1 protein-coding gene is annotated in these 610 nt (G+C 60.0%); it reads right to left on the bottom strand.

Annotated elements, in window-relative coordinates; genetic code table 11:
• Nucleotides 1–610: sensor histidine kinase (locus ACR0MQ_RS22975; RefSeq protein WP_480611293.1), on the bottom strand; the 610-nt coding region annotated here is incomplete at both ends.

Raw genomic sequence — 610 nt, 5'->3', positions numbered from 1 at the left:
AACATCCGGTCGGACGGCCTGCACCGAGGCGATAAGGTCAGTGCCCATAAGCTCTGGCATCATCAAATCCGACACAATCACATCATAGCTGTCGGGCGCCGCCCGAAAGGCGTCCAACGCGCGCATTGGTTGGGAATAGGCCTCGACCCGGTAGCCATATCGCGTCAGCAACCGGCGCGTGACATATAGAATGTTCTCATCGTCATCGACCAGCAGGATGTGTTCGTCCCCGGTGACGGCGCGGGCCTCTTGCTGCTGTTGCGCGCTCAGAATTGGCATCATGGGATAGAACAGGCTGAACCGGGTCCCCTTGCCCGGCGTCGAGGACAGTTCGACCCGCCCGCGGCATTCCTCGACGCTGTTGCGGACGATCGCCATACCCAGACCGGTGCCTTTCCCAACCGGTTTGGTAGAAAAGAAGGGTTCGAATATCTTCTCTTGCACCTCGGGCGACATCCCCGGCCCGTCATCGGTCACATCCAGTCGGATCACCCCAATCGCATCGTCCGGCAGATCGTCCAGCGCAGTGTCTTCGGCCTGACTGATGCGCAAAACAACGTCGCCGGGGTGATCGCCGATGGCTTCGAACGCATTGTGGCACAGATTCAGC

The organism is Ruegeria sp. AN6, assembly GCF_056540425.1.
This window is presented reverse-complemented; position numbering and strand designations above follow the sequence as displayed.